Here is a 24,971-nt window from a genome sequence, read left to right as displayed (position 1 = left end):
GCGCCGCGGTCACGTCCGCAAGGCGCCCGGCGTGAACCGTCCCATCGAGGCGAAGACCCAGGAGATCATGTCCGCGTCCACCCCCTTTCGTCCCGTATTGGTCGAGCGGAGGCAACCCATCGCCGAGGCCGCCCGCGTTCCCACGACCGAGACCACCGCCCATCGGCGTGTGCTCTACCAAGGGGCCGATCCCGCCGCGGTGCACGCGGCCGTGGCCTCCCGGCTGGGGCCGCACCGGCTGCACATCCCCGCGGCGCGGATCAAGGCGAGCTTCCGGGTGCTGCACGAGGGCGACATTTCGATCCACGAACTCGCCTACGGCGCCCGCGTCGACATGTACCTCGACGGCAACACCCCGGATTACCTGATCCCCATCCGCCACCGGGGGTGGGGCCGAGTCGTCATCGACGACGTGGAGAGCGCTCTCTCCCCGTGTGTCCTGGGCCCCGATCGCCCGGCGCGGCTGAGCTGGGAACCCGACACCTCCGTGGTGATCGTCCGGATCCCGGGCGCGACGATGGAGCGGGCGATGGAGCGCGCCGGCGAGTCGTCGAGGGTCGGCGCGTTGGGCCCGTACCTGGACGGCGCCGACCTCGGCGTCCGGCAATGGCTCTCGCTGGCCCGCGACTTCAGCGCGATGGTCGATTCGGCCGGACATCTGGCCGGTTCGCAGTTGGCCGCGCGCCATTTCGAACAGGTGCTGGTGCACGGGTTGCTCTCCTGCGCGCCCGCCTACGGCGCCGGTTCGCGGCCCGACGCGGGCTCGACCGAGCCGAACGGCCTGCGCCGGGCCCTGGCCTATTGCGCCGAACACGCCGGTGAACCGATCTCGGTCAAGGCCGTTGCCGCCGCGGCCGGCATGAGTGTGCGCACACTTCAGGAGAAGTTCCGCATCCACCTGGGCGTGACTCCCGTGGGCCACCTCCGCCGAGTGCGCCTGGCCGGCGCGCACGCGGATCTGCTCAACGTGGCCGAGGGAAGGTCCCGGGAGACGGTGACCGACATCGCGCTGCGTTGGGGCTTCGGTCACCTGGGTCGTTTCGGTTCCATGTACCGCGAGACATACGGGCAGTTGCCCTCGCGGACCTTGCGCAGCGGAGCGGCGGACCCGGAGATCTCGCGCGCCGCGGGCTGATCGGGGGCACCGCGTCGGGTCGATGATCGATGGAATCGGTGGCCCGGCCGCATCGGCCGGGGCACCGTGTCCGTCGCATCCGCTGTGCCCACCGCGCCTGTTGTGCCCGCCGCATGCGGTGGGCGCGGCGGGCGCGGTGGGCGGACACGCCGTCGGGCGCACGATGATTCGCGACCGCCTACAGCGCCGAGAGTCCCACGGTGGCGCGGAAGTGTTCGCGGGCGTCCGATGTGCGTCCGTTGCCGTACACCCGCAGGACCTCCGCCAGGCCCGGATAGCGCTGGGCGAGCAGTTCGGCCGCGGACTCGATCTCGGCGGCCGACGCCACCGCACGCAACACCGCGTGCACCGCCGCGGCCGGGTCCGCTCGCGGACCGGTCAGCACCTCGGGACCGTTCAGCCGCAGGGCCGTGCGCGTGCTGGGCTGGTGCGAACGCACCCGCTCCAGCGCGGCCTCCCGATCGGCGACCGCCAGGCGGTCGAAGTCGGTGGAGGCGACGAGTGCCTCGACCTCTTGGAGTCGGGCCAGCACGGCGGGGTTGCCGATCTTGGCCCGCTGACCGGACATCAGTTGCGAGAGCATCGGCGCGGACAGGCCCAGCATGTTGGCCAGTTCCATCTGCGAGGTGCCCAGCCGTTTCAGGAGCCGACGGAAGCGGTCGTTCAACGGCTCGCCGTACCACTCCGTCTGGCGCGCCCGGTTGCGCGCGACGGCCTCCTGATCCTCCTGCGACTTGGTCACCGTCGCATCATGCACTGCGAACGGCGTGTTTGCAATTGCAATGCGCCGGATCGTTCCCGACCCGGCGCGCGAGGTCGGGCCCGCCGGTTCGAGGCCGCCTCAGGGCGTCGGGAGCGCCATCCACCGATACGTCCCGTCGTCCCGATAGGTGCAGCGCATGCGTTTTCCGTCGGGTGTGCGAACTTCCGCCGACACGTCGTACCAATCACACGGGGTGCCGGCCGCCACGTCCCTCGGGAGCGGCGCCGGCGCCGGAGGCGAGGCCGACGGCTGCGCCCCCGCGGTGCCGGACGGCCGGTCCGAGGGGCGGGTGAGCGCGGGCGCGCTCGGTTGCGTCGGACCGGGGTCGGCCGGTTCCTCCTCGTCGCCACTCGTGATCAACGCGGTCGTCACCGCCGCGACGGCGACCACGCCGCCCACGAACGCCCACGTCCCGGGGGATCCGACTCGGCGCCGACCACGGCGATTTCCGGCCGGCGCCCCGACCGGCGCGGGTGCCCGGGGAGCCGGATCGGCCGCGTTCCGTTCCGCCGCCCGCAGCCACAGCGAGACCGACGGCGCCTCGGCCGGAACCGCGAGCCCCGACAACGCGGCCGGTGCCGACGGCGGCGCGGGCGGCGGCGCGACGGGGCGGGCGGGCGGTGTGGCGACGACGGGCGGCGCCGGGACGCCCGCCGGCACGGGCGGCGCGGTCGGCCCCGGCGGCGACACGGGCGCCGACGACGACACCGTGACCACCCGGCTCCCCGACGAGGCACCGCGCGCCGCCGGGACCCGACCGTCCGGCCAGGTCACCGTGGTCCGCGACACCCCGCGCAGCACCGGGCCTTCCGGCGCCTCGCCGGGCAGCGGGCCCACCACGTCGAAGACCTCGATCGGCTCGCCGTCCACGGTCGACGCGGGGGTCACCGGCCCCAATCCGGGCGCGATCTCGCGAAGCCGGGCCGACGCCCACGCGGCGTCCTGCGGTCGCGCTTGCGGTTCGGCCTCGGTCAGCGCGCCCACCAGGTCCCACAACGCACCGGCGGCGAGGGGGATGCTCGGCGGCCCGTCGGGCGGATCCTCGCTGCCCGACAGCAGTTGCCACGCCAGGACGCCCAGCGCGTACAGGTCACGGCGTACGTCCGGCGGCGCGCCGGTGGCGGCCTCCGGCGGCAGATAGCCCCAAGTGCCCACCACGTGACCGGCCTCGGTCAGCCGCGGACCCTCGCGGGGCAGCGCCAGGCCGAAGTCGCCGAGCAGGCAGTGCGGCCGGCCCTGTCCCGTCACCTCGAGCAGGACGTTCGCGGGCTTGACGTCGCGGTGCACGAGGCCGACGTCGTGCACATGCTCCAAGGCGTCCAGGAGTTGGCCGAGAATCGCCGCGACGTACGGCTCGGGCAGGGCGCCGTGATCCCGGATCAGCGAGGCCAGCGACCCGCCCGCGTACAACTCCATCGCGATCAGCACGTCGCCGTCGGCGACCCACGTGTAGGGCGACGAGACGTGCGGGTGTTCCAGTCGGAACCCCTGCTCGCGCACCACCCGCAGCAGCAACCCCGCGTCGGCCGGGCGCACCAGCTTGGCGGCGCAGTAGCCGCCCAACCGGTGGTCGAACGCCCGCCATACGGTGCCGGACATTCCGGTTCCGACGGGATCGACGAGGGTGAAGCGGCCGGCGAGCGGTGTGGGCACGCCGTCACCCTAGCGCAGGGGTTCGGGCACCCAGCGGGCCCATTACTCTCCGGTAATCTATTGTTTGCAAGTGCAATCCCGATCTACATTCCCGGGCATGAGACTGCCAGCGTTCCTGGCCGGTGCGGCGGCGCTCACCTTGGGTATGGTGTCGGTACCCGGCGCGGCTCCGCACGCCTTCGCCGCCGAGGCGCACACACTCGCCCCTCACCGGTCCTCGCCGGAACCCGCGTCCGCCTCGCTGAACCATCATGCGCCCCGTACCTACTCGCCCACCGGAACACCCGTCTCCGGCGCGCCCGACGGCGCCCGCGCGGTGTCGCTGGCCCCCGGCGACTATCTGGACCGGATGGCGGACAAAGAGGTCAAGTACTACGCCGTGGACGTGCCCTTGGGCCACACCGTATACGTGTCGGGGACGACCGTCAGCACGGTGAAGGGCCTGGAAGCGCTCGATCTCAAGCAGATCGACGACCGCAGCGGCTCGTGCCGGACGGACACCGGACTCTCCCAGTCGTTGTCGAAGGTCGTCACGGCGTCGTTGAACTGGGGAGCGACCTCCACCGGCCGCAACAACAGTTGTGTTCGGCCCGGCCGGCAGGTGTTCTCGGTGACCCGCCGGGGCACCGGTCCGCCGGTCCCGCTGGAACTGCGGATCTTCCTGGAGCCGGCCGTGCTCGACAAGGGCCCGGCCGAATCCGTGATCGCGCGCTACACCGAACCGGGCGGCGCGCCCGTACCGGTGGTCGGCGGCGGCTCGTTCGCCGATGCCGCCCCGCTCCCCGGCTCCGGCCACTTCACCGACGACATCGCGTTCGGCGAATGGGCCTTCTACCGCGTCCGCCTGGACTGGGGCCGGAGCCTGGCCCTCCAGGTCCGGGTCGGTGGCGGGCGGGGGTACGCCCCGACCGAGGTGCGCCTGTACAACCCCGTACGCGAGGAACTCGCCCAGGAGTCGGCGGCCGTGTTCGACACGGAGCACATCTTCGCCGGCCGTTCGGACCCGTTCGCGACCCGGCCCGTGCGCTACCTCAACCGCAGCGAACGGCAGCAGGAGCTCGCCGACATGCTGCCCGGGTGGTACTACCTCGCGGTCGCGGTACAGGGCGAGGGCGAGCAACGCTCGCTCGCCGTCGACGTGTCCGTCGGCGGTACCAAGGAGCCCGGTCCCGGATACGCGCCGGACTCGGGGGCATCCGCCACACCCCCCGGGTGGACGCCCACGAACGGCGCGGCCACTGCGGGCGGGGCCCCGGCCCAGGCCGGCGGGCAACCGACCGGCGCCGAGAAGTCCACGGGCGCGAATGCGGCGTTCGGCGGCCCCGCCGTGTGGCTGGGCCTGCCGCTCGCGCTGCTCCTGGGCGCCGGACTGGCGACCTGGCTGATCCGCCGACGCACCTCCGGTACCCGCCCCGGCTGAGCCGGGTTCGGCCCGCGCACCGCTTCCTCGGATCCCCGACCCCGGCGACCCGCCGCGACGCCGACCGGTCGGGTCACCCGGACAGGCCGGCCCGCAGGGAGCGCATGCGATCGCGAACGGCCGCCTGCCCCGGGTCGGTCGGGACCGCCGAGTAGGCCCGCAACAGGACCCGGCCGAGATCGTACGCGGACTCCATGTCGTCGATCCGCAACCAGCAGTAGTGCGCGTTCGAGGTCATCCGGGCCGCCTCCTTCGGGTGCGTCCCTTGGGCCAGGGCGGCGTCCGCGTACAACTCCAGGGCCAGTTCCGGGCGACCGGTCAGCACCGCGACGTACGCGTGCACCTCACGCGCCGCGGGCATCGCCCCCTCGTCGCCGCCCGCGCTGGTGGCCGCGTCCAGGGACGCGGCAAGGGCCAACGCGCGCTCGTCGTCGCCGGCACGGACGAACCGCGCGATCTCGGCCACCTTGAGGGCCTGTTCCTCGGTGGGCTCGACCCGAACGGCCGCCGGGGTGCGGGCCGACGCCGGCTTCGGGGCCGGAGCCTCGGCCCGAGCCGAACTCGGGGCCGGTATGGGCGGATCGGCCACCGGGGCGGCGGGGAAGGCGGCGGGCTCCTCGTCGATCGGCACCTGCGCGACCTGGCGCTGCGGAGCGTGCCACGAGGGCGTGGGCTCGACCGGATCGACGGGTGCGACGGGCGGGATTACCGTCACGCGCGGCGCGAAGAGGGTCTGAGCGGGAGCCGGTTCGGCGGCCGGCTCGGGCGCGGGTGTCGAGCGCTCGACCGCCGGCGTGGCGGGGGCGGCCTCCACCGGCGCGACGGATGCCGCCGGCACGGCCGACCCGGTCACGCTCGTCGGAGTCGGAGTCGGAGCAGGCGTCGGAGTCGGAGCAGGCGTCGGCGCCTGCGTCATCGGCGTCGAGGAGTGCGCGGACTCGACGGAGGGTTCGGGCGCGGACGCGGCGGGCGGCTCGTACGTCGGTGTCCGCCCGGGCTCGTTGCGGGGGGCGAACGGCGCCTCCACGTAGTCGTCCTCGGCCTGGGACGGCCGCCCGGAGGCACGGGGGCGGTCCCGGTCCGGCTCCCGGGGCGCCTCCGGGGCCGGTGGTGCGTACATCCCCTCCGGTCCCGCGGGCGACGCCTCGAACGGCGCCTCCGGGCGCGCCTCGGGCTGCGGCGCGACCGGTGGGGTCGGCGTCGCGGCACCGGTCGGGAGCGTCCGCCGACCGCGCTTGGCTCCGTCGCCGGACCGCGTATCCGATGGATCCCCGGCATCGCGACCCGGTTCGAACACCGGACGCGGCGTGCTCTTGCGCCGGCCCAGCAGCGAGCGTCGCTTCGTGTTCGGGGTGATCGGATCGTCCGCCGCGGTCACCCCGCCGTCCTGCGCGACGATCAGGGGGAAGACCGTACCGTCCGGCTCCACCGCCTCCGCGCGCACCGGGCGGCCCAGGACGCGCGCGGTCACCGCCGCCGCCTCCAGCGCGGCGGCCCGCGGATGTACCCCGGACGGCACCGGAATCGACACGCCGTCCACCCGGACCGTGTCGTCGATCAACAGCTCGATCGTGACGACGGGCCACGCCGGCACTGCGGAGTTGTCGGGCACGAGGGCTCCTTCGGTCGAGCGGAATGCGGTCGGACGAGGCGGCGGGGTGGTCCCGCCGCGGCACTACCCACGCGGCGTCGATGCCGGCTTGGCGGGCGGCGGGCGCGAGCCGGACGCCCCGGAGGGGGGTGTCCCGGTCGCCGGCGGTGCGCACACCGGCCCGCCGGGAGCAATCTTCATCGTGGGCGCTCCGCGGATCAAGGTCACCACGACCACGCACGAATCGGCGCTCACCGGTGCTCCGGCGAAGACGACACCCATCTCGCCCGGGCGCGGGAGTTCGGTCTTCTGGAACACGCCGGCCGGACTCTGCGCGACGGCCATGTATCCGGCGACTCCGTCGGTGTGCGTCGGCGGCAGCCAGGACACCTCGACCCGTCCGTCCACGACACGTCGGCTCACCTGTCGCGGCTGGTATTCGGCGAGCAGCTCGGGAGCGACCTGAGTCGCGGTGCCCGGCGCCGCGGAGGACGACGCGACCGGGGGCGGCGGCTCCGTCGGCTCCGTCGGCTCCGTCGGCGGTGGCGGCCCGGCGGTCGAGGCCGCGGGCTCGTCGCCTCCGGTCAACAGGACCGCCGCGACGGTGATCCCCGTGACCAGGAGCAGCCCCGCGAGCACCAGGCGGGTCCGGGAGCGGCCTTCCTGCCCCTCGAAGCCCCGTCCCCGATGGCCCCGTTCGTCCGATTCGAAGTCCCATCCGTAACCGGCCGGCGAACCCGACCACGCGGGCGCCGCCGGCGCCTCGAATCCCCCGCCGAGTTGTTCGTCGTCCCCGGGCGCCATACCGGGCGCGAGCGGGATCGGAGGAGGTCCGGCCACCCGTCGGGGCGTCCCCCGGGCGGGCGTCGGCGGTCCGGCCACCGATCGTTCCTCGACGGTGTTCCGTACCGGGGTCGCGGGGTTCACCGCGGCGATCGGCGTCGTGGCCGGCACCGGGACAGTCCGGGTCGCCGGACTCGGCACGGACACGGGGGCGGCGGCGCGAACGGGCGACCCGGGCGCATCGAGATCGATCTCCGCCGGCCACCAGGCCGGCGGGGTCAACCCGGGTCGGGTGTAGGTCACGCCGCTTTCCTCGCTCCATACCCCGGGCCCCGGATCGGGCGAGCTCACCCGGAGCTTCGCGACCGGTGTCCATCACCCTCGTCCCGGGCTCTTGTCGGTTCCACAGGAAGGCCCCACCGCCGCCGGGGCGGGTCGGTGGCGACCGGGCGCGATCCATCGCCGGTGACCGCAGCGGATCGGGCAACGGAACCCATGGGAAGTGTAGAAACCGCCCGACTCGATCGATAGGCCGGATTGCGCGACGCCGACCACGCGAATCGGCTGATCCGGACACCCCGACCGACCTACCGCGCACCGCACACCCGCGGGCCCGCGCCGAGGGTGTGCCCGAGCCGGTCGAGACCGACGAGAGGTGGTGAGTCTGCCGGCCCGGTGGTCGGCGTGCTCAGTCCCGGTCTCGGGTGAACGTGATGGCCTCGACCGGGCACAGGTACGCGGCGTCCTCGGTGTGCGCGTCGACGGGTGGGGCGTCCGGGCGGATCGCGGCTCGGCCGTCCGCGCTTCGGGTGAAGTGGGCGGGTGCGGTGGCCGCGCAGATGCCGGAGGAAATGCACAGGGCGCGGTCGACGAGCGGGCGGGGTGGGTCTTCGGACATCGGTGGTCACCACGTCACGGGGAGAGTGCCGGGGGCTCGGGTCTTCAGGCCGGTTTTCCAGGTCGGCGGGGCCGCGGGGCGCAGTGTCGGGAAGCGTCGGGTCAAGGCGGTCAGGGCTTCCTGGAGTTGCACTCGGGCCAGTTGGGCGCCCACGCAGTGGTGTACGCCGTGCCCGAAGCTCAGATGCGGGTTGGGGGTCCGGGCCAGGTCGAGGTGGTCGGGGGTGTCGAAGACGGATTCGTCGTGGTTGGCCGCGGAGTTGACGGCCATCACCGCGTCGCCCTCGGCGATGTCGACGCCCGCGAGGGTCATCGCCTCGGTGGCCACCCGGAGATTGGCCTGCACGTTGGTCTGGGCATAGCGCAGCAGTTCCTCGGTGGCCGTCGGAATCCGGTCCGGGTGGTCGACGAGGTGCCGGTAGCGGTCGGGCACGTCCAGAAGAAGGTGGATCATGCCGGACAGCCGGTCGGCGGTGGTGCCGTAGCCGCCGGCCAGGAGCACGACGCAGAAGGAGAGCAGTTCCTCCTCGGTGAGGCGGTCCTCGTCGTCACGGGCGGCGATCAGGACGCTGAGCATGTCGTTCGCCGGGTGGCGGCGTTTGTCGGCGATCAGGGTGCCCATGTAGCCGGTCATCTCGCCGACCGCGTGGGTGACGGCGGCGTCCGGGATCGCGGTGAGGCTGCGCAGCGCGTCGCACCACGCGTCGAGGCGGTCGCCGTCGTCGCGCGGGGTGCCCAGGAGGTCGCAGATGACGGCCAGCGGGAGGGGGCGGGTGAACAGGGTGACCAGGTCCGCGGGGCGGTCGTGGGCGGTGACGGTGTCCAGGAGGTCGGCGACCAGGCGGGCGATGTCGGCACGCATGGCCTCGGCGCGGCGCGCGGTGAAGGCGGCGGCGACGAGTTTGCGCAGGCGGGTGTGCACCGGCGGGTCGGCGGCCAGGATCGAGTCGGCCAGGGTGGGTACGGCGGCCATCCGCGGGCCGGTTCCCCGGGTCGCGCGGGTGCGGCTGAAGCGGGGGTCGCCCAGGACGAGACGTACGTCCGCGTAGCGGGTGACCAGCCAGGCCGGGTCGCCGCTGGGCAGCCGAATGCGGGCGCATGGGGCGTCGCGGCGCAGGGTGGCGAACTCCGGTAGGGGGTCCAGTCCGTCGCGGTGCGGGAGCGGAAAAACGGCGGTGGGAACGGACGTTCGGGTCTCGGATGCGGGATCGGGGGTCGGCCCGGTCACGACGCCTCCGAGGTGTCGGGTGCGTAGACACAGACGTGGTAGGCGCTGTCCCGGGTGAAGGGCGCACCCGCCCAGGAGCCCAGGCGTTGCTTGAGGCGCAGGCCCGACCGCTGTGCCAGCAGGTCGAGTTCGCCCGGTGACGCGTAGTGGAAGGAGACGCGGAGATGACGCGTGCGGTCGGCCTCGTGCACGAGGTAGTGGGAGTGGTACGTCTGCGTGGACGGGTCGATGCGGCGGTGGCACAGGATGAGGAGTTCGTCGGTCTCGACGACGACCTCGGGAATGCCGGACGCGGCGGCGACCGCGAGTGCCTCGGGCAGGTGGGCGTCGAAGGCGAGGAGGCCGCCGGGGCGCAGTCGTGCCCGGGCGGCGGTGAGGCAACGCTGCATGCTCCGGCTGTCCGGGAGTTCGAAGAAGGTGCCGCCCGCGAGGTAGATCAGCGAGAACGAGCCGGAGGTCGGCACGTCGGCGAAGTCACCCATGGTGACCGGGATTTCCGCGCCGCCGGGTTTGCCGCGAAGGTGCCGGATCATCGCCTCGGAGGCGTCGATGCCGTGCACGCGCAGGCCGCGTTCGGCCAGGGGGAGGGCGACTCGGCCGGTGCCGATGCCCAGTTCGAGCACGGGGCCGGGGCCGGCGACGGCGGCGAGATCGGCAAGGCGGTCCACGGTCGCGCCGGTGATGCCCGGTTTGCCGAACCAGCGGTCGTAGTCGGCCGCGTGGGTGTCGGCGTAGTGCGCGCCGGTCTGCGCCGGTTGGGCGGCCGGCGGTCGAGAATGCGCGGTGTCGACGTCGGGCGACGCGACCGGCGGGCGGGGGCTCGTGGTGGTCGGGCTGTCCGTCTTCGGCATGCGGCTCCTCGCGTCACGGTGGTCCGGTGGTCCGGTGGTCCGGGTGATTCGGGTAATTCGGGCACCCCGAGTGATCCGGGCTGCGGTCATCCGAAAGGATGCGGCCCGCGAACGGTCTGGAAGTGACGTTCGGCGCTCGGGCCGTTGGGCAGTGCTCGGGCGCCCGGGGCCACGACCCGGATCACGGTCGTACCCCGGGTGCGCGCCGGCCCCGCCGTGGTTTCCACGATCACGACGTCCCGCGCGGTGTGGGCGGACAACGCGGCGAGACCGGGTCGGGAGGCGAACGCACCGACCGGAGTACGAGCCGGCTGGTCCGCCGGGGTACTCGCAGCCGCCGCGCCACAGCCCGAGCGTGAGCCCGAGTCCGAGGGCGAGCCCGGATCCGGCACCGAGGCCGGCCACTCCGAGCCCGACGCGAGCCGCCCCGACATCGAGGCGGCTCCTCCCGACGTCCGGGTTGCCGCCCCATCCGTCCACAGCCGCAGGCTGTCCTGGCGGTGATAGGCCCACAGGGCATGCTGCACCGCCGTCTCCGGAGGCCCGCTCCCCCGCCACCGGTCCCACGTGTCCACGGCCACCGCGCTGCCCATGCTCCAGCGCACCATGAGCGCCTCGTAGGCCGCCTTCTCGATCAGGGTCGGCACGGCGGAGTCCGGGCCGCAGCGGGCGCCGAACGTCTGGCCGGCGCCGTCGGCGGCGTGCAGGCACACCACGACGCAGCGCGTTCCGCTCGGGGCGGGGAGGTCCAAGCCGGTAGCGGTCAGGTCGAGTACGCGCAGGAGTTCGCACAGTGGGCCCGGGAGTTCGCCGGTCGGGAGCGGCGTGGGGGCAGCGGCGAGGCCGTACCAGCTTCGCCGGATCAGGTCGCGTTCGAGGACCTCCCAGGCCGCGTGGTCGGCGGCGGCGTCCGGGTCGGGGTGTGCGGCGACGCCGGTGGAGCCGACGCCCGGACCCGGGTCGCAGCCGGCCGGCGGGCGGTGCTGAAGGAAGGCGGCGCCGGCGGGGACGTGGATCTCCTCGCCGGAGTCGGCCAGGTGCCCGAGGACCCACAACCGTCGGGTGGTTCGGGCCGTGTCCGGCGGTGCGGAGCCGTCCGGGGTCGACTCGGCGGGATCCAGCGCGGGAACACCCTTGCGCCGCAATTCGGCGTAGGACGCCACCGTGGCGGCATCCGCCTCGGCCGCCCGGCCGGCCAGGATGTTGCCGACCCGCTCCAGGAGTTCCCCGCGTGCGCTGAGCACCACCTGTTCGCGGCGATGGCCCGCGGCGCTGCCGACCAGGACGGGCCGATCGCCGGACGCGCAGACCGCGTCGAACTGCGGCGAGCGGGCCGCGATCCGCGCGATCACGACGTCGGGCGTGTGGCCGTAGGGCGTGAACACCTGTGGCTCCCATGCCGGAGCGGGCGTCACCCGCGGGCCCGGGCGATGTCGGCGGCCTCGTCCAGGACGGACGTCCCGTGGTCGGTGAGCGCGTCGCGATGTTCGAGCAGGGTGTTCACGGCGTCGATCGCCGAGCGGGCCAGCCGGTCGTGTCGCGAGCGCACGGCGGCCGCGGCCTCGGGCGTGGGTGGCGCCACGTCGGCGTCGAGCAGGCGACGGTAGAGCAGCAGGCTTCGGGCCAACACGACGGCCTGCTGGAACAGCCCGGTGAGCGGCCTCGGATCGGCCCGCAGCGGGGTCGCCACGAGGGGGCCGTCGCCCTCGACCGGGCACAGGAAGGGCTCGGCGGCGACCGCCGCCGCGTTGCAGCGCGTGTGCGTTCCCTCGTGCACGAGGGCCTCGGCCAGTCGGATCGCGCCGGGCAGGCCGTCCACGCCTCGCCGCAACCGGTCGCGCCGGATGAACACCGCGCCGTGCACCCCGAAATCGGTGAAGCCGTCGATGGCCGCACCGTGCAACAGCGCGATCTGCACCAGGATTTCTTGCAGTTCCGCGCTCGCCTCGGGCCACACCCGGGCAAGCAGCGCGGTGCTCTCGTGGATGATCTCGGTATCGGTGTCCCGCCACGCGACCACGGCCGACACCGGCGCGGGCGCGTTGTCGTCGTCCCGCCTGGGGATGGTCTTGAGTGCCCGGGCCACACTGCGTTCCAGGTGTGCGCGGGGCGCGACGAGGTCGACGGGCCAGGGCAGTTCGCAGGGCGGGGCGGCGATGTCGGCCCTGGCTCGCGCGAACATGCGCCCGAGCGCTTCGAGCCGTTGTGGGTCGGGGACGTCGGCGCGCAGGACTCGTTGCGCGATGTGTGCCGTTTCGATAACCGCCGGGTGGGTCGATTCCCGTGGTGTGGCCGTCAGTTCGGCTCGGGCCAGGATCGTTTGCGTCATCCGCGCCAGGACCGCGCGTTCCTCGGCGCCCTGACCTGCGTCTGGTTCCACGCGCATCGCGAGTGCCTCCGGGCTCCCGGTGGGGTGGGTGCGGCGGACCGGATCGTGCGACCCGCCGCACCCGGTGACGTTGCCTCAGCTGGGCAAGTCGATCATCAAGGCCAACTCGGGCAGTTCTTCTTCCGGGACAAGTTCGATGTCGTCCTGCATATCGGACTCCCTTCCGCTCGCCGGCTCCCCCGCCGTCGACGGGGACGACCGGAAGCGCCATGGTGTGCGGGCGACGACGATGAATACAAGGAGTACGCGGCGGTGGCGCTCCGTGGCGGGTCAAGTCCGTACAGCCGGAAACCGCCTTGTATTCGGTGCGGGACACTCGCCTCGGGGTCGACCGGGTCGAGTGATCAGCCGTTATGGCGGCGGCGCCGGAGGGCGGCCACTGCGCTCGCGGGCTGTCAACGATGCATCCGGACCGGCGGATTTCGGTAGGTCGGCCGAACAATGGCCGAAAACAGTGAAACAACGACACATCGCGTCCCGCGCGCGGGCCGACCGGTTCTCGCTCCCGCCCGCGCGTCACCCTTGGCAACGGGGCGATCACCGGTGATGATGACCCGGCGCCGCCGGCCCCGAGCGCACCCGAGCCCCGGCTCGCGACACCCGCCGCCCAGGACGAGGAGACGCCGATGGACCCCGTACGCATCGCACCGCGGCAATCGACCGCCGACGCCCGCCCATGCCCGCTCGCGGCGTTCTCGATCCAGGGCTGAGACGGGGCCGGTATGCGCATCGCCTACCTGCACGGCGGCAGCATCCCATCCGTGTGGGCCAACAGCGTCCATGTCATGCGCATGTGCGACGCGTTCGCCTCCGCCGGACACGACATCACCCTCTACGCGGCGCCCGGCACCCACGAGGCCGACGACCCGTACGCCTACTACGGCGTCCGCCATCGTTTCCCCATCCGCACCGTCCCGGTCCCCGACGGCTACTCCCCCGCCGGCTACCGGCAACGCGCCCAGCGGGTGCGCGAGTTGCTGCTCGAAGCGGGCGCACCGGACCTGATCTACGGCCGCGATCCGTACAGCCTCGTCGCCGCGGCGGACGTCGCGCCGTTCGTGTACGAGGTCCACCAGATCCGCGAGGACCTGACCCCACCCGAGACCGATCACCGCCTGCTCGCCGATCCGCGCCTCGCCCGTCTCGTGGTGATCACCCACGCACTCGCCCGCGACCTGCGCGCGACCTACCCGGACCTGGATCCGGCCCGCGTCCTGATCGTGCCCGACTGCGCCGACCCGCCCCGACTCGACGTCGAGAGCGTGCGGTTGCCCGGTCGCGAGGGGGTGCCTCGGATCGGCTACGTCGGACACCTGTACGACGGTCGCGGCATCGACCTGATCCTCGACGTCGCCGAGCGCATCCCGGGCGCGGACTTCCACCTGGTCGGCGGTACGCCCGAGGACCGGGATCGCTGGGAGGCGCCCTGCCGACTCGCCAACGTGTACTTCCACGGCCACCGACCGCCCGCCGAGCTGCCCGGGTATTACCCGTTGTTCGACGTCGTGCTGGCTCCGTACGAGGAGAAGGTGTACCTCACCGGCAGACTCGGCGAGACCGGCCGCTGGACCTCGCCGATGAAGCTCTTCGAGTACATGTCCTACGGGCGCGCCCTCATCGCCTCCGACCTGCCGGTCCTGCACGAGGTTCTGACGGACCGGGTGAACTGCCTGATCCGGCCGCCCGCCGACCCGAAAGCGTGGGCGCACGCCGTTCTGGAACTGATCGACGACCCGGGCCTGCGCCGCTCGCTCGGCGACGAGGCCCGCCGCCAGGTCCTCGACCGCTACACGTGGCGCCACCGGGCCGACGTCGTCCTGGCGGGCCTGGCCGGCGCGGACCCGAGCGGCGGCACCGGCCCGGCATGAGCATGTGCGACCGCCCGCCCTCACCACGTGGTGGTGCGCGGTACCCGCGTGCCGCGCACGGGCCGCGCGACCGGGTCGGGCGGACCCGGCCGGCGCGGCGCGTGCCGGTCGTCGGATGTCGGATCCCCGCCGGTGGCGCGGCTCAGCAGCAGCGGGTCTGCGGGTTCTCCTCGCGCCGCCTGGCCCGCCAGGACTCGTAGGCCCGTCGGGACGGCACCGGCCGATCCGGATGCTCGCGCAGGTGCCGCCGACAGTGCCGGTCGTACTCCGCGTCGCCGGAGATCTCCCGCAGGTACCACCGGATCCATTGCAACAGCCGCTTCGGGCCCGGCCCGCCCCCCACGTCGGGGTCCGGGTTCGCTTCGGTGTCGGTTCGCGTCACAACCGAGCCGCCTCGTCGCCGGAGCCCGAAGCCGCGCCCGTGCCCGTATTCGCTCCCGCTCCCGCTCCGGCGAGTTCGCGCACGCGCGGTGCGTCGACGGGTTCGTCCGTCAGCTTCGACTCGACGTACGGGGTCTCCGTGGTGGGCAGCGTCCCCCCGGCCCGGATCGCCCGCACGCACACGATCGCCGCGTTGCCCATCACCAGCGCGATCAGTACCAGGAACAGCGAGATCAGCACGCCGTCCACGGTGGAGTTGAGCACCACGGTGTGCATGTCGTCCATGTTCTTCGCCGGGCCCAGCACCTTGCCCGCGTCGATCGCGTCGGCGTAGCGGTCCCGTTGCGCGAAGAAGCCGACCCGGGGGTCGTCGGAGAAGATCTTCTGCACCCCGGCGGTGTAGGTCACCGCCACGTCCCAGGCCAACGGGATGCCGGTGACCCAGGCCCAGCGCAGCTTGCCCGACTTGATCAGCACGGTGGTGGCCACGGTCAGCGCGACGGCGGCGAGCAGTTGGTTCGCGATGCCGAACAGCGGGAAGAGCTGGTTGATCCCGCCCAGCGGATCGGTGGCCCCGGCGTACAGGAAGTAGCCCCACAGGCCCACCACCACGGCGCTGGTGATCCAGATGCCGGGCTTCCAGTTGACCCGGCCGATCGGCTTCCAGACGTTGCCCAGCATGTCCTGGAGCATGAAGCGGCCCACCCGGGTGCCGGCATCCACCGTGGTCAGGATGAACAGCGCCTCGAACATGATCGCGAAGTGATACCAGAACGCCTTCATCCCCGCGCCGCCGAAGACTTCGGCGAATATCTCCGACATGCCCACGGCCAGCGTGGGCGCTCCGCCGGACCGGGCGATCAGGGTCTTCTCCTCGACCGCGGTCGCCGCCGAGCGCAGGTCCTCGGGGCTGATCGTGAACCCGAGACCGGCCACCGCGTGTGAGGCGCTCTCGGCCGTGGCGCCGAGCACTCCGGCCGGGGCGTTCATCGCGTAGTACAGACCGGGATCGATCACACACGCCGCGATCAGCGCCATCACCGCCACGAACGACTCCATCAGCATGGCGCCGTAGCCGATCATCCGGACCTGCGACTCCTTCCTGATCAGCTTCGGCGTGGTACCGGAGGCGACCAGGGCGTGGAAACCGGACAACGCCCCGCACGCGATGGTGATGAACAGGAACGGGAACATCGACCCGGCGAACACCGGCCCGGAACCCGAGCTCGCGAACGAGCTGACCGCGTCGGTCTTCAGGTTCGGCGCGGCGACCAGCACCCCGATGGCCAGGAGCACGATCGTGCCGACCTTCATGAAGGTGGACAGGTAGTCGCGCGGGGCCAGCAGCAGCCACACCGGCAACACCGAGGCGACGAAGCCGTACCCGACCAGACAGAACACCAGCGTGGTCGGGCTCCACGTGAACGCGTCGCCCAGCGCGGTGTCCTCGATCTGCCCGCCGCCGATGATCGCGGCCAGCAGCAGTACGACGCCGATCACGCTGGTCTCCAGCACCCGACCCGGGCGCAGGAAGCGCAGGTAGACGCCCATGAACAGGGCGATCGGGATGGTCAGCGTGACCGAGAAGGTCCCCCACGGCGAGTTCGCCAGCGCGTTGACCACGACCAGGGCGAGCACCGCGAGCAGGATGATCATGATCACGAACACCGCGATCAGCGCCGCGACGCCGCCGACCCGGCCGATCTCGTCGCGGGCCATCTGCCCCAGGCTCTTGCCGTCCCGGCGCATGGAGAGGAAGAGGATCACCATGTCCTGCACGGCCCCGGCGAAGATCACCCCCACCACGATCCAGATCGTGCCCGGCAGGTAGCCCATCTGCGCGGCCAGCACCGGGCCCACCAGCGGTCCGGCGCCGGCGATCGCGGCGAAGTGGTGCCCGAACAGCACCCGGCGGTCCGTCGGTTGGTAGTCGACGCCGTCGTCCAGGCGTTCGGCCGGGGTGGCCCGGGTGTCGTCCGGCTCCAGGACTCGTACCGCGATGAAGCGCGAGTAGAAGCGGTAGGCGATCGCGTACGAGGCGACCGCCGCGAAGATCAGCCAGACGGCCGAGATCTCCTCGCCGCGGGCCAGGGCGACCACGCCCCAGCCGGCCGCGCCGATCAGGGCGACGACGGTCCAGATCAGGATCGACCTCGGATTGTACGAACGGGGGCTGCGGGTGCCGGTGCTGGTACCGGTGTTGGTGGGGGGCACGCGTACTCCTCATCGGGCAGGGGGACGGAAGAGCGACGGACGGGTACGGCGGGAGCGGCCGGGAGCGGCGGCCGATCCGGGTCGGTCAGGGCTCGCGCCGGTCGGGGCGGCGCAGCAGCAGGTAGGCGACGAGCATGGCGGCGGCGCACCCCGGCACCCAGGCGAGCTGGTACCAGTAGAAGAACGGGACACCGGCCATTTCCGGCCCTCGACGGGCGTACGAGGGCACCCACAGCAGCGCCGCGACCGGCGCGGCAAGGCAGATCCCGGCCGCGATCCGGCGGCGCGCGCGGGCGTGTCCGGCGGCGGTCGGGGGTCGATTCCCGGTCATCGCGCCTCCTGCTGTCGGTGGCCACGGGGCCGACCGTGCGCCGGCCCTGTGGAAGAGTTGCGCGTGCGCGCTTTTTGGTTGACAGCCGATGTCCGGCGGATTTCCGTGAGGTGGCCCGGGCCCGGTCGGGTACGCTCGCGCAACCCGTGGGCGAGCGCGCTCACACGTCGATCCGGACGGTGACGGATGACCGACGGGGCCATGATCGCGGCCCTCCTGATCGTCGTCGGCGGTGCCTCGCTACTGGCGGTGACCGCACCGCGCCTGCGCCGCACCGCGGATCTGCCGTCGCTGGAGAACTGGTCGCTGGCCGACCGCGGTCTCGGCCCGGTGTGGACCTGGTTCCTGCTCGGCGGCACGATCTTCACCGCGTACACCTTCACCGCCGTGCCGGGCCAGGTGTACGGCCGGGGCGCGTCGGCGTTCTTCGCGCTTCCGTACACGGTGATCGTGTGCCCGATGGCCTTCGTCCTGCTGCCCCGGCTGTGGGCGGTGGCCCGCCTGCACGGCTACCTGACCGTGGGCGACTTCGTCCGGGGTCGCTACGGCTCGCCGGCGCTGGCGCTGGTGGTCGCGTTGACCGGGATCCTGGCCACGATGCCGTACCTGGCGCTCCAGGTGCTGGGCATCCGCGCCGTGCTCGCCGCCGCGGGGTTGCATCCGCGCGGCCTGACCGGCGACCTGACCATGGTCGCCCTGTTCGCCGGGTTGGCGATCGCCACGTATCGGCACGGGCTGCGCGCGCCCACGGTGATCTCGGCGCTCAAGGGTGTGGCGATCTTCGGCTCGGCCGCGGTGGCGGTGGCGTTCGTACTGCGCCGGTTCGGCGGGCCGGGGCCGATGTTCGAGGCCGCGGATCGGCGGCTGGCCGCGCACGGTCCGGTGGACGCCTCGCTGGTCCTGGGGCCGCATCAGCAGGCCGGGTTCGCCACGCTGGCGTTCGGTTCGGCGCTGGCGCTGTTGATGTACCCGCATGTGCTGACCGCCGGGTTCGCCGCGTCCGGTCCCGACACGCTGCGTCGGGTCTGCGTCGCGCTGCCCGCCTGGACCTCGGTGCTGGCGATGTTCGGCGTGCTGGGCATCGCGGCGGTGGCGATGGACGTCGACGCGCCCTCGGGTACGGCCGAGGCGGCGGTACCGATGCTGGTCGACCGGCTGCTGCCTGCCTTTCCGGCCGGTCTGGTGTTCGGCGCGATCATCGTCGGCGCGTTGGTGCCGGCGGCGGTGATGTCGATCGCCGCCGCTACCTCCTTCGTGCGCAACGTCTACGTCGCGTACTTTCAGCCGACGGCCACGCCCAAGCGGCAGATGCGCGTCGCGCAGTGGGTGTCGCTGACCGCGAAGGTGGGCGCGGTGGCGTTCGTCTTCGGGCTGCGCGACCAGGCCGCGATCAATCTGCAACTGCTCGGCGGGGTGTGGATCCTGCAGATCTTCCCGGCCGTGGTGATCGGGCTGTTCACCCGGCGTCTGCACCACCGGGCACTGCTGGCGGGCTGGGCGGTGGGCATGCTGACCGGTACCGTCGCGGTCGTGCGGGAGGGCTTCGTCTCGCTGATCCGGATCGAGCTGGGAGGTCGGGGAGTGCAGATGTACGCGGGGCTCGCCGCACTGCTGCTCAACCTCGCGGTCACCCTGGTCCTCACCGAGGTGTTCGACCGGATGGGCGCCGCGCGGGGTGCGGACACCACGGCGCTGCCGGCCCGCCTGCTCGGCCGGCGTTGCCCGGGGGAGGAGGCGAGCGGCTCGTGAAACGCCTGCGCCGGGACATCGAGCCCGCACCGGCACCCGCGCCCGCGCCGTCGCGCGGCGCGCCGGTCCCGGAGGCGCCGATCGTGGAGTCGCGGGTTCCCGAGGCGTCGGTCCCCGAGGCGCTGGTTCCCGGGGCACTGGTCCCTGAGCCACTGCTCCCCCAGGCCGCCCGCGTTCCGGATGCCTCGCTCCCGGGCGGGATGCAACCGCCGCCGGCCGCAGACGAATCGGATCGCGAGGTGCAGATCGCGCGCCTGTTCGACCTGCACTACCCCTCGATGCTCCGACTCGCCACCCTCCTGGGTGCCGACGACCCGGAGAACATCGTGGCCGAGGCGTACTACGAGATCTACCGCAAATTCCGCAAACTGCGCACACCCGACGCCGCCGCCGCCTATCTGCGTTCGGTCGTGTGCAACCAGACCCGGATGCGAATACGCCATCTCCAGGTCGCCCGCCGACACGTCGAGGATTCCGTCGACACGGTGGCCTCCGCCGAGACCTCGGCCCTGCTGCGCGACGACCAGCAGGCGCTGATCCGCGCGCTGCGCGAGTTGCCCGCGCGCCAGCGCGAGGCACTCGTACTGCGCCACTGGCTCGGGCTCAAGGAGAAGGAGATCGCGTCGACCATGGGCATCTCGGTCGGCTCCGTCAAAACGCACACCGCTCGTGGGATCGCCGCTCTCACGCACGCGCTGGAGGTACGGCGATGAACAACCCTCCCACCCCTCCCACCTCGCCCGACACCGAGCGACACCTGCGCGAGGCCCTGGAAACCCTCGCCGCCGGCGTACACCCGGCCCCCGACGCCTACCACACCGCCCACCAGGACTGGCAACGCCGCGAACGCCGCCGCCGCCTGATCCTGGCCACCCTGATCCTCGTCGTCTTCACCCTGGCCACCGTCATCGGCGTCCTGGTCCTCAACCACACCCCCGCCGCCCCCACCCCCACCTTCGACCACCCCTCCTCCCCCTGACCCACCACCACATCCACCCCCCGACCCGGCGCCCATGCGGCCCTCGGGTCATCGGCGTGTTCCGCGCCGGGGCGCAGGGGTGGGTGGCTTCTTGTCGCCGGGTTCGGGCAGGGGCCTGGACTGCGCGGGTCTTGTTCGACCTCCCCACCTCGCCCTGACCTACGGCCACAGCCGACCCCGGGTCGACACCCATGCGATGCCTCCGGGGCGTCGAGGTGCCCGGCGCGGCGCCGCAAGGGGTGTCGGGAGGCTTCCTGTGGACGGGTTCGGGCGGGGACGTGGACTGAGCGGGTCTTGTTAGTAAAGTTTCCTAACAAGTCTTGACGGGGTGCGCGGCTGCTTGGGATCGTCGGGGCCAACAGTCGGGCCGGAGGCTCCTGTTGGGGCATCGCGGGCTGCTTTTTCGCGGTGTCGCCAGGTCCCGCGAGCGCACTTCTCCGGCCCGATCGAGCGCACCATCCCGCCCGGCTCAGGCACGACGATCGGCTCCTCAACGCTGGAGGACGACGTGCACCTGTCCCTGCCCACGCGCCCGCAACGCGGAAGATCCCCGGCCCGGTTCGGCCGGCGCGCCCTGTCCCGAATACCTCGACTGCCCGCGGTGATCGCCGTCGTCGCGATGTTGGCAACGGTGCTGACCTTCGGGGAAACCGCCTCCGCCGCCGAGGTGTTGCTCTCCCGCGGCAAACCCGCCACCGCCTCGTCCACCGAGAGTTCCACCTACGGCGCGGCCAAGGCCGTGGACGGCAAGACCACCACCCGGTGGGCGAGCCAGGAGGGCGCCGGCGCCCAATGGCTCAGCGTCGACCTCGGCTCCGACGTCTCGATCTCCCGGGTACGGCTGACCTGGGAGGCCGCCTACGCCAAGGCCTACCGGATCGAGGTCTCGCCCGACGGCGCGTCCTGGACCAAGGTCTACAACACGTCCACCGGCGACGGCGGCACCGACGATCTCGGCGCGCTGTCCACGCACGGTCGCCACGTGCGCGTGTACGCGACCACGCGTGCCACCGAATACGGCTATTCCCTCTGGGAGTTCGAAGTCTTCGGCGCAGGCGGCCCGGACACCACCGCACCGAGCACGCCGACCGCGTTGCGGGTGACCGGCACCACGTCCACCGGCGTCTCGCTGGGCTGGACCGCCTCCACCGACAACGTCGGGGTCACCGGCTACGACTTGCTGCGCGACGGCGTCACGGTCGGCACCAGCGCCGGCACCTCCTACGCGGACACCGGCCTGACCACCGGAGTCGGCTACACCTACACCGTCCGCGCCCGCGACGCGGCCGGCAACCTGTCCGCGCCCAGTGCCTCGGTGGTCGGCACCCCGCAGGCCGGCGGCTCCTCGTTCACCGTCGTCGCCGCCGGCGACATCTCCGACCCGGGCTGCACGTCGTCGCAGGACTGCGGGGCGGAGCAGACCGCGAAGCGGGTCGAGGCGATCAACCCGGACGAGGTGATCACGCTCGGGGACAACCAGTACGACACGGGCAGCCTCGCCGACTTCCGCAAGTACTACGACACCACGTGGGGCCGGTTCAAGGCCAAGACCCGTCCCTCGCCCGGCAATCACGAGTACGACGACAGTCCTCCCGAGTCCGGCTACAAGGCCTACTTCGGCGACCGGGCGACTCCGAACGGGACCACCTGGTACAGCTGGGACCGGGGCGGCTGGCACTTCATCGCGCTCGACTCCGAGCAGTCGATGTCGGCGAACTCGGCGCAGATCCAATGGCTGAAGGCGGACCTGGCGAACAACTCGCAAGGCTGTGTGGCCGCTTACTGGCACAAGCCCCTGTACAGCTCGGGACCGCAGGCCGACAAGGTCAGTCAGACCGCGTGGCAGGTGCTCTACGACGCGCACACCGATTTGATCCTCAACGGGCACGACCACCTCTACGAGCGCTACGCGCCGCAGAACCCCAAGGCCAAGGCGGATCCCGCCGGCATCCGCGAGTTGCTCGTGGGCACCGGCGGCGCGGACCCGTACGACTTCGAGAGTCCGCAGCCCAACAGTGAGAAGCGGGTGACCGGTTCGCCGGCCGTGCTCAAGCTGACCCTCTCCGCCGGCACCTACTCCGGACAGCTCGTGCGCTACGACGGCAAGCAGCTCGACTCCTTCGGGCCGGTCGGCTGCCACTGAGTCCACCGATCGAGTCCACCGATCGTGCGGGCCGCCCGGCGACCTCCTTCCCGGTCGGCCCGCACCGGGCCCGTTCCCCTCCGACCCTCCCCCGTCCCGACCCTGCCCATCGCGCTGCATCCCGCTCCGTCTCACCCCGCCCCGCTCCGACCCGACCCGAGTCCACCGTCCCCGGACGGATCGAGGGAGGAACGCCCGTGTACATCGCCGCCACCCGGCGCGCGGACCAGGCCGGTGGGATCGCCTCGGCCCGGACGCCGCGCAGGTTCGCGCGCAACGTCCCCGCCAACGTGCTCGCGCTCGGCGCCGTCAGCCTGGTCACCGACGTCTCCTCGGAGATGGTCACCGCCGTGCTGCCCACCTACTTCGTCCTCACCCTGGGTCTGAGCCCGTTGCAATACGGCCTCCTGGACGGCACCTACTTCGGCGTCACCGCGTTCGTCCGTCTGCTCGGCGGCCAGGTGGCCGACCGCACCCGCCGGCGCAAGCTGGTCGCGGGCAGCGGGTACGGACTGTCCGCCGTGTGCAAACTCGGCCTGCCACTGGCCGGTTCGTCGGTCACCGGGCTCGGCCTGGTGCTCGCGGCGGACCGCACCGGCAAGGGGCTGCGTACCGCGCCGCGGGACGCGCTGATCACCCTCAGCACCCCGGCACCCGACCTGGGTCGGGCGTTCGGCGTGCACCGCGCGATGGACACGATCGGCGCCTTTCTCGGCCCGCTCGCCGCGTTCGCCGTGTTGTGGGCCACCCACGACGCGTACGACGCCGTGTTCGTGGTGAGCTTCTGTGTGGCCGTGTTCGCGGTGCTGCTGATGGCGCTGTACGTGCGCGACCACCGCGAACCGGCCGGCCCCCGGCGCGAGTCGTCGTTGCGGGCCGCGTTCGCGCTGCTGCGACTGGGTCCGTTCCGGCGCGCCTGCGTCGCCGCCACCGTGCTGGGGCTGCTCACCGTCGGCGACACGTTCGTCTATCTGGTCCTGCAACAGGGCTTCGACATCCCGCTCCGATACTTCCCGCTGTTGCCGCTGGGCACCGCCGGGGCCTACCTGCTGCTCGCCGTGCCGCTCGGTCGGCTCGCCGACCGGGTCGGCCCTTTCCGTGTCTTCCTCGGCGGGCACCTCGCACTGCTCGCGGCCTACGCGGTGGCCGCCGCGCCCACCGGGGACCGCACCCCGGGCACACCGCTGTTGTGGACCGTGCTGCTGAGCGTGCTCTTCCTCCAGGGCCTGTTCTACGCCGCCACCGACGGCGTGCTCATGGCCGCCACCGGACCGCTGCTCCCGGTGCACCTGCGCACCAGCGGCCTGGCCCTGCTCCAGACCGGTCAGGCCGGCGCCCGGATGGTGTCCTCGGTGCTCTTCGGCGCGGCCTGGACGTTGTGGGGTTCGCGCCCCGCGCTGCTCGCCATGGGAGTCGGGATGGCCGGCTGCCTCGTCCTGGCCCGGCGGTTGTTGCCGTCGCGGTCCCCGCTCCCGGAGGTGACCGGATGAGGCGCGCCCTGGCGTTGCTGCTCGGCCTGTTGGTACTGGTCGGAGTGGGGGTCGGGTACTCGACCTTCGCGGCCGGACGCGAGGAGGACGCGACGGTCGAACGCCGGCCGCTGGACCTGACCGCGGGCGGGCAGTTGGTCTTCGTGGACACCGACCGCGGCGGCGGCCGGCGCACCGTGGCCGCGACCGGAATCGATGCGGCCGGCAGCACCGGCCCGTCCCGGATCGACAGCGGGCTGCGCTGCGAACGCTTCGCCGTCGGCGCGGGCACCGGGGTCTGCCTGCAGACCCGAGGCGGCCCACTGCCCGGCACCGACGCGCTGATCGTGGACCGCTCGATGAATGTGCGACGCCGGATCGAACTCGCGGGCACGCCCAGTCGCGCCCGGGTATCGGCGAGCGGACGCATGGTGTCCTGGACCGTCTTCGTCACCGGCGAGTCCTACAACAAGACCGGATTCTCCACCTGGACCGGCATCGTGGACACCCGCACCGACTACACGCTGATCAACATCGAGGCCATCCCGCTGACCATCGACGGCAAACGCTACCGATCCGCCGACGTCAACTACTGGGGCGTCACCTTCGCCGCCGACGACAACCGCTTCTACGCGACGGTCTCCACCAAGGGACGCACCTACCTGGTCGAGGGCGACTACGCGAACTGGGAGGCGCACACGGTACGGGAGAACCTGGAATGCCCGTCGTTGTCCCCGGACGGCACCCGGATCGCGTTCAAGAAGCGCTCCGGCAGCACCACGTGGCGACTGCACGTGCTCGACCTGGCCACGATGCGCGAGACCCCGTTGGCCGAGCGCGCGAACGTCGACGACCAGGCGGCCTGGCTGGACGACCACACCGTGATGTACGGGCGGGACAAGAACGTCTACGCGGTGCCCGCCGACGGAACGGGCGCCCCACGCCTGCTCGCCGCGAAGGCGGCCTCACCGACCGTCCTGCGCTGACCGGTGGCCGCCCGACCGCACCCGGCCGGGCGGCCACCGCACCATCACCCCACCGCGCCTACACGCCGACACGCACCACGCCCTCTCAGTCGACCGGCAAGGCTCGGACCCAGGTGCGGGCGTCATCCAGATGCGCGTCCA

21 protein-coding genes are annotated in these 24,971 nt (G+C 72.6%); 9 read left to right on the top strand and 12 right to left on the bottom strand.

The window, feature by feature from the left end; all coding sequences use genetic code 11:
* Positions 1-31: 31 nt before the first annotated feature.
* Positions 32-1,135, top strand: coding sequence for an AraC family transcriptional regulator (locus ACIBSV_RS26875; protein ID WP_395867303.1), 1,104 nt, complete (start codon positions 32-34; stop codon positions 1,133-1,135).
* Positions 1,136-1,313: 178 nt separating this feature from the next.
* Here ACIBSV_RS26875 and ACIBSV_RS26870 read toward each other — a convergent pair whose 3' ends face one another.
* Complete coding sequence (locus ACIBSV_RS26870) at positions 1,314-1,877, bottom strand: XRE family transcriptional regulator (RefSeq protein ID WP_395867301.1); 564 nt, start codon at positions 1,875-1,877, stop codon at positions 1,314-1,316.
* A 99-nt stretch (positions 1,878-1,976) separates the two neighbouring features.
* Positions 1,977-3,551, bottom strand: coding sequence for a serine/threonine-protein kinase (locus ACIBSV_RS26865; protein WP_395867299.1), 1,575 nt, complete (start codon positions 3,549-3,551; stop codon positions 1,977-1,979).
* A gap of 97 nt (positions 3,552-3,648) precedes the next feature.
* On the opposite strand from ACIBSV_RS26865, the gene ACIBSV_RS26860 reads away from it, so the two are divergent.
* Complete coding sequence (locus tag ACIBSV_RS26860) at positions 3,649-4,971, top strand: hypothetical protein (protein WP_395867297.1); 1,323 nt, start codon at positions 3,649-3,651, stop codon at positions 4,969-4,971.
* 73 nt (positions 4,972-5,044) lie between these two features.
* Here ACIBSV_RS26860 and ACIBSV_RS26855 read toward each other — a convergent pair whose 3' ends face one another.
* From ACIBSV_RS26855 to ACIBSV_RS26825, 7 genes are all read right to left on the bottom strand, one after another.
* Positions 5,045-6,583, bottom strand: a complete 1,539-nt coding sequence (locus ACIBSV_RS26855) for a hypothetical protein (RefSeq protein ID WP_395867295.1) — start codon at positions 6,581-6,583, stop codon at positions 5,045-5,047.
* Positions 6,584-6,646: 63 nt separating this feature from the next.
* Complete coding sequence (locus tag ACIBSV_RS26850) at positions 6,647-7,648, bottom strand: hypothetical protein (protein ID WP_395867293.1); 1,002 nt, start codon at positions 7,646-7,648, stop codon at positions 6,647-6,649.
* A gap of 385 nt (positions 7,649-8,033) precedes the next feature.
* Entirely contained in the window at positions 8,034-8,243 is a 210-nt protein-coding gene (locus ACIBSV_RS26845; protein ID WP_395867291.1) for a ferredoxin, read from the bottom strand.
* A 6-nt stretch (positions 8,244-8,249) separates the two neighbouring features.
* Complete coding sequence (locus tag ACIBSV_RS26840; RefSeq protein WP_395867290.1) at positions 8,250-9,470, bottom strand: cytochrome P450; 1,221 nt, start codon at positions 9,468-9,470, stop codon at positions 8,250-8,252.
* Entirely contained in the window at positions 9,467-10,321 is an 855-nt protein-coding gene (locus ACIBSV_RS26835; protein WP_395867288.1) for a class I SAM-dependent DNA methyltransferase, read from the bottom strand. The genes ACIBSV_RS26840 and ACIBSV_RS26835 overlap by 4 nt, the downstream gene beginning before the upstream one ends.
* Before the next feature lie 86 nt (positions 10,322-10,407).
* Positions 10,408-11,706: a YcaO-like family protein gene (locus ACIBSV_RS26830; protein ID WP_395867287.1), complete on the bottom strand. Its 1,299-nt coding sequence runs from the start codon at positions 11,704-11,706 to the stop codon at positions 10,408-10,410.
* Between the two features lie 26 nt (positions 11,707-11,732).
* Positions 11,733-12,707 (bottom strand): aKG-HExxH-type peptide beta-hydroxylase, encoded by a 975-nt coding sequence (locus ACIBSV_RS26825; RefSeq protein ID WP_395867285.1) that lies wholly within the window; start codon positions 12,705-12,707, stop codon positions 11,733-11,735.
* 725 nt (positions 12,708-13,432) lie between these two features.
* On the opposite strand from ACIBSV_RS26825, the gene ACIBSV_RS26820 reads away from it, so the two are divergent.
* Positions 13,433-14,578 carry a glycosyltransferase family 4 protein gene (locus ACIBSV_RS26820; RefSeq protein WP_395867283.1) on the top strand — a complete coding sequence of 382 codons (1,146 nt, stop codon included), beginning with the start codon at positions 13,433-13,435 and terminating at the stop codon, positions 14,576-14,578.
* A gap of 142 nt (positions 14,579-14,720) precedes the next feature.
* Here ACIBSV_RS26820 and ACIBSV_RS26815 read toward each other — a convergent pair whose 3' ends face one another.
* From ACIBSV_RS26815 to ACIBSV_RS26805, 3 genes are all read right to left on the bottom strand, one after another.
* Entirely contained in the window at positions 14,721-14,960 is a 240-nt protein-coding gene (locus tag ACIBSV_RS26815) for a YbdD/YjiX family protein (protein ID WP_395867281.1), read from the bottom strand.
* A complete protein-coding gene (locus ACIBSV_RS26810; protein ID WP_395867279.1) occupies positions 14,957-17,173 on the bottom strand; it encodes a carbon starvation CstA family protein in 2,217 nt (738 codons plus the stop codon). The genes ACIBSV_RS26815 and ACIBSV_RS26810 overlap by 4 nt, the downstream gene beginning before the upstream one ends.
* Before the next feature lie 85 nt (positions 17,174-17,258).
* The gene (locus ACIBSV_RS26805) at positions 17,259-17,504 is read right to left on the bottom strand and encodes a DUF3311 domain-containing protein (RefSeq protein ID WP_395867277.1); all 246 of its coding nucleotides are present in this window, start codon (positions 17,502-17,504) and stop codon (positions 17,259-17,261) included.
* 186 nt (positions 17,505-17,690) lie between these two features.
* Here ACIBSV_RS26805 and ACIBSV_RS26800 point away from each other — a divergent pair, with 186 nt between their 5' ends.
* The 6 genes from ACIBSV_RS26800 to ACIBSV_RS26775 all read left to right on the top strand — a co-directional run bounded on the left by ACIBSV_RS26800 (position 17,691) and on the right by ACIBSV_RS26775 (position 24,830).
* A complete protein-coding gene (locus ACIBSV_RS26800) occupies positions 17,691-19,253 on the top strand; it encodes a sodium:solute symporter (protein ID WP_395867275.1) in 1,563 nt (520 codons plus the stop codon).
* 200 nt (positions 19,254-19,453) lie between these two features.
* Complete coding sequence (locus ACIBSV_RS26795; protein ID WP_395867454.1) at positions 19,454-19,966, top strand: sigma-70 family RNA polymerase sigma factor; 513 nt, start codon at positions 19,454-19,456, stop codon at positions 19,964-19,966.
* Positions 19,963-20,232: a hypothetical protein gene (locus tag ACIBSV_RS26790; RefSeq protein WP_395867273.1), complete on the top strand. Its 270-nt coding sequence runs from the start codon at positions 19,963-19,965 to the stop codon at positions 20,230-20,232. Before ACIBSV_RS26795 ends, ACIBSV_RS26790 begins: the two co-directional genes overlap by 4 nt.
* Positions 20,233-20,740: 508 nt before the next feature.
* Entirely contained in the window at positions 20,741-22,375 is a 1,635-nt protein-coding gene (locus ACIBSV_RS26785) for a discoidin domain-containing protein (RefSeq protein WP_395867271.1), read from the top strand.
* A gap of 197 nt (positions 22,376-22,572) precedes the next feature.
* Positions 22,573-23,865: an MFS transporter gene (locus ACIBSV_RS26780; protein WP_395867269.1), complete on the top strand. Its 1,293-nt coding sequence runs from the start codon at positions 22,573-22,575 to the stop codon at positions 23,863-23,865.
* On the top strand, positions 23,862-24,830 hold the full coding sequence (locus ACIBSV_RS26775) for a hypothetical protein (RefSeq protein WP_395867267.1): 969 nt from the start codon (positions 23,862-23,864) through the stop codon (positions 24,828-24,830). The genes ACIBSV_RS26780 and ACIBSV_RS26775 overlap by 4 nt, the downstream gene beginning before the upstream one ends.
* Positions 24,831-24,971 lie beyond the last annotated feature (141 nt).

Origin of the sequence: Embleya sp. NPDC050154 (assembly GCF_044460165.1) — a bacterium.
In the GTDB taxonomy this organism is placed as follows: domain Bacteria; phylum Actinomycetota; class Actinomycetes; order Streptomycetales; family Streptomycetaceae; genus Embleya.
This window is presented reverse-complemented; position numbering and strand designations above follow the sequence as displayed.